The following is a 4,128-nucleotide window of genomic DNA, read 5'->3' as shown; positions in this document are numbered from 1 at the left end:
TCTTTTAACCTAAATACTTCAAACGTTGAATACTGACGCACAGTATTAAGCACACGGGTTTAACCGCCCTTAAATGGCTCTCTGAAACGTGTCGCGGCTTCTTTTTAAAGAAGTGAAAGCATACTGATAATCTATCAGCTACCCCTCACCACCCATAGGAAACCTTTCCTTTGGGCAAGTGTTTCCTTGTTTTATAACAGGAGAAACACATGGACTACACAACCCTACTCGATAACTTCGTTTTTTGGGGCATCTTTCTATCGGTCTTTTGGCTGGTTTGGAAAAGTCATGCACCCATGACGTTTTTTGCTGCGCATTGGACACTGCTTCAACGCAACGCTGCGCCGATCCTTCGCATGAAGTTCACACGCCAAAGACGTTAACACTCAAGCTATCTTGCCGAATCAACTCACCTTTTTAGGAGCTTTCTCCTAAAGGGGTCGCTCCTTTTTATTAGGAGCGATTATGAGTCAAACTACCCCACCGCTATTTGGTCACTATGTACTTAATGACGCCCTCGATCCTTCGGGCTTTATTGATATCACATCCACGGCCAAGGACGCGGGCTTTTACTTCCCGTACACAGGCATCAGTCAACAAGCGTACTTTCAAGCGGTTGATGTGCCGGACGTTATCATTGAGTGCAGCAAAGAGAAGCTTACCCTTCAATTGCTGAAACTGGCGCGGCGAGCCGCCCGTAAAGTACCGGCTCAATCGCAGGTGCCCTTTACGGTGTGCCAACCACCCAGTCTCGATAACCTGTACGTAAACCGCTCACTCGACTTAATTGCGAGCATTGAGCGAGACCGACACGATCAACCTATGCTCATCATCACGACCAAAGAGGACGAGGTGCACGACGCATAATCATTGACCGTCAATACGGTGGTGCTCTGCACCACCTTTACCCATGAGGGGGCTTCCCTTCATGGGTGCTCCTTTTTTTATTAGGAGCACACCCTATGTCTTATTCAATCTGTTATGCCCTGCAAGCGTGGCACTACCCCATCACCGCATTGATGAGTGACGCGAAAGCGTGGTTTGAGCAGCAAGGCCTTAACGTCACTGACGCTTTTCATTCCGATGTGAAAAAACACTTAGGATTGACACTGCCTCGCACTGACACGTTTGTTTTTACCGGAGAGTTTGGTGAGAGCAACTTGTTTGATGATGACGGCAAGCGCGTACGAGACGAATGGTCCTGCCATGGTTTTCTGACGGCGTCTGATGCCGTGCGTTACCTTGGTATTCGTTGGTCAGAAGACGTCGAGTCTGGCAGTCTAAAACCCAATGGACGCTGGAGTACGGCCGAGAGTTGGATAAAACGCATTAAGCAGCAATTGAAACAGGCCGAGCCTTTATCACGTTGCCCACGCCGATGCGAAAAGTCCTTTTACTCAATGCCGCCACTCGATGCACTGTCAGAGTCACAGACGCGGTTGATGCAAACGCTTACGCGTATGTCGGTTGAGCCGATAACCGGGCTATATGGGGATGAACAAGCGTTTCGCTTAGTGTGTCACCCAAAAAGCGCCTTCGAGTGGTGGCTGTTTTGTCAAGCCGTTCATCACTTGCCAGAGCACCCGGCGGCGCTCCCGATGACCAGTATGGATTGGTGATGATATGCGATACCAATCCTCCTATGGCCAAGGAAAATTGCAAGAGCTGCAAGATGCCCCTGGCGAATACTACCAACTCACCGAGCCGGTGAGTCCCGATGAACTGCTGGATATGGCAAAAGCCATCGCCATCGACCGTTTATCACGCGGGGCCACCTTAGACAGCCCAGAGCAAACGAAACGCACCCTCAGTGGTTTACTGCAGGGGATGGATAGAGAAGTCTTTGGCGTGCTCTTTCTTAATACCCAACACCAGTTGATTGAGTTTGAGATCTTGTTTTATGGCACCGTTAACTCGGCCAGTGTCTATCCCAGAGAGGTCGTGAAACGCGCCCTACTTTGGAATGCCACCTCGGTCATTTTATGTCATAACCACCCTAGCCTATGCAGCGAGCCCAGTCAGGCGGACCGGCGTATCACACGGCAATTGTCGGATGCTCTGGCACTGATTGACGTGCGCATCCTCGACCACTTTGTGGTCGGTGAAACCGTCACCTCGTTTGCTGAGCGCGGCTGGCTTTAACTTTTACAATTCCCCAACCGGAGAGGTCTTCCGGTGGGAGGCCTTTTGCTTTTAATTCAGGAGGCCAACATGGTCCAAGTACCCGGCACACTCACCATCAAAACCGTTAGCGGGCGTTATGGCGACTTTAACGTCGCTATGCTCGATACCGACATTGGTCAATTCTCCGTTCGAGACGCGGTCTTAGATGAATACAGCGAAGGCACCTATCAAGGCACCTTTGGATTACAACGTATTTATCCGGGCAGCTATCAAACCAGCAACCGATTTGTGATTGAAACGCGCGCCGAGCTTAACGGCATTTGGCTCAGTGATTACAAAGAAGAAGCGCTGCCACGAGACGAGCCAATGGAAGAAGATCCGTTAGCCAAAGAGCGCAAGGCGCAACAGCAACTGACCGAGCAGCGAGACGTGGCCAGTCAGGCGTTGGCGTCGCCTCACGAAAGTCAAGAGGACTTAGTCAGCTTGTTTGGGCCACTGTGGCCATTACCAAGTAACATTGGTGACATCGTCAAGCTCACCCCAGAAGTGGGGCGAGAAGTGATGGGCAAACAACTGGCTTACCTCAAGCGTCGCATCAATGATGAGCGCGTGTGGAAGTTTGAGCCCAAAGCGCAGCATTGGATGCGCCTTCGCTTTGATGAGGAGGCAAGCTAATGGCCGTGATGCACCCGCGCGTGGCGCACAACTACCTTAAAGACGGGTATTACCCGACCGATGAGGCGACCTTAGCAGAGATAGCCAAGCGACTGCGGTTCAAAGCCGGCACTCAACGCTTGCTCGACCCGTGTTGCGGGGAAGGCAAGGCGCTGGCTCAGTTGGCGAGTCACATCGACCACCATGAGCAGAGCGCGCTTCACACCTATGGCGTGGAGCTGGATGAGGCGCGGGCCGTCACGGCCAGTCAATGCCTCGATTCGGTGCTGCGCAGCAATGCGTTTGACACACAAATCGGCTCAGGCAGTCAGACGTTGCTGTTTTTAAACCCGCCGTATGGCGCGGTGGTCACCGACCAGGTGGACAAACAACATCGTGACATGGCCAGACTGGAAGTGCAGTTCACTCAACGCCTGCTCCCCACGCTAAAGCGTGACGGCATATTGGCGTTGGTGGTGCCCTATCCCTCTCTCTCACCTGCGTTTAGCCGTTATCTTGCGATGCGGCTACGACAGGTCGAAGTGTTCGCTGCCTCAACCGACCGCTTTAAACAAGTGGTCATCTTAGGGCGCAAAGCGGACATGAGAGGGCCTGAGCATCAAGCGGAGCGCACACAAACGGCGACCCAATTGATAAACGCTGGCGAAGGTAAGGTGATATTGCCTTACCCCACTCGACCGTTTGAGATACCCCCAGTCAATGACGCACCATTTCGTTTTGAAATGATACGGCCAGATACGGGGCAACTTGAACAAGCGTTTGGGGCGCATGGGGGGCTTTGGCCGACCTTTGACACCCAATTTAACCTCGCGAGGCACCACCAAGTCCCTCGGCCGTTAAGAAAACTGTCACCTTGGCATTTGTCGTTGTCGCTCGCGGCGGGACAGATTGCCGGCCAGGTGCACAGCAACGATGGCTCTCAGACACTGCTGGTCAAAGGTGGCACTCAAAAAGTGCAGCGCACCGTGACGACGGTTGATGAGAGCCAAACCATCACCACCGTGATAGACCAATTTCAACCGCTCATTCGAGCGATTGACCTCACCCCGGGTGAGCGCTTTGGCCGCATCGTGGTCATACAATAACTTCACTGCCCGTCAGGCGCTTTTCCTGACGGGAAGGCGCCTTATTTTTTAATAAGGAACCTAACCATGAAGACTCCATTGATTTCGCTCGATAACGGGCTTTATCTCGATGCGGTGGTCACCACCGCTGATAACCAGGTGCAATTTCTCTCCGTATGGGGACGCGATGGCGCCATGCAACACTTTTTCGCCGCGCTCACGCTACCGATGAGCGAGGGCGGAATACGCGTCATGACCGTCAAAC

6 protein-coding genes are annotated in these 4,128 nt (G+C 52.6%); all 6 read left to right on the top strand.

What is annotated here, in order from left to right:
- Positions 1-209 precede the first annotated feature (209 nt).
- The 6 genes from SJY39_RS00030 to SJY39_RS00005 all read left to right on the top strand — a co-directional run bounded on the left by SJY39_RS00030 (position 210) and on the right by SJY39_RS00005 (position 3,884).
- Positions 210-383 carry a hypothetical protein gene (locus SJY39_RS00030; protein WP_164496852.1) on the top strand — a complete coding sequence of 58 codons (174 nt, stop codon included), beginning with the start codon at positions 210-212 and terminating at the stop codon, positions 381-383.
- A gap of 82 nt (positions 384-465) precedes the next feature.
- Positions 466-867, top strand: coding sequence for a hypothetical protein (locus SJY39_RS00025; RefSeq protein ID WP_102333687.1), 402 nt, complete (start codon positions 466-468; stop codon positions 865-867).
- Between the two features lie 95 nt (positions 868-962).
- A complete protein-coding gene (locus tag SJY39_RS00020) occupies positions 963-1,619 on the top strand; it encodes a hypothetical protein (RefSeq protein ID WP_102333697.1) in 657 nt (218 codons plus the stop codon).
- Positions 1,620-1,623: 4 nt separating this feature from the next.
- A complete protein-coding gene (radC, locus tag SJY39_RS00015) occupies positions 1,624-2,142 on the top strand; it encodes a DNA repair protein RadC (RefSeq protein WP_019820928.1) in 519 nt (172 codons plus the stop codon).
- A 69-nt stretch (positions 2,143-2,211) separates the two neighbouring features.
- On the top strand, positions 2,212-2,799 hold the full coding sequence (locus SJY39_RS00010; RefSeq protein ID WP_136975172.1) for a DUF3275 family protein: 588 nt from the start codon (positions 2,212-2,214) through the stop codon (positions 2,797-2,799).
- Positions 2,799-3,884, top strand: a complete 1,086-nt coding sequence (locus SJY39_RS00005; RefSeq protein WP_154723990.1) for a DUF6094 domain-containing protein — start codon at positions 2,799-2,801, stop codon at positions 3,882-3,884. Before SJY39_RS00010 ends, SJY39_RS00005 begins: the two co-directional genes overlap by 1 nt.
- Positions 3,885-4,128: the final 244 nt, after the last annotated feature.

Source organism: Vibrio sp. R78045 (assembly GCF_042466085.1).
Taxonomy (GTDB): Bacteria; Pseudomonadota; Gammaproteobacteria; order Enterobacterales; family Vibrionaceae; genus Vibrio; species Vibrio cyclitrophicus.
This window is presented reverse-complemented; position numbering and strand designations above follow the sequence as displayed.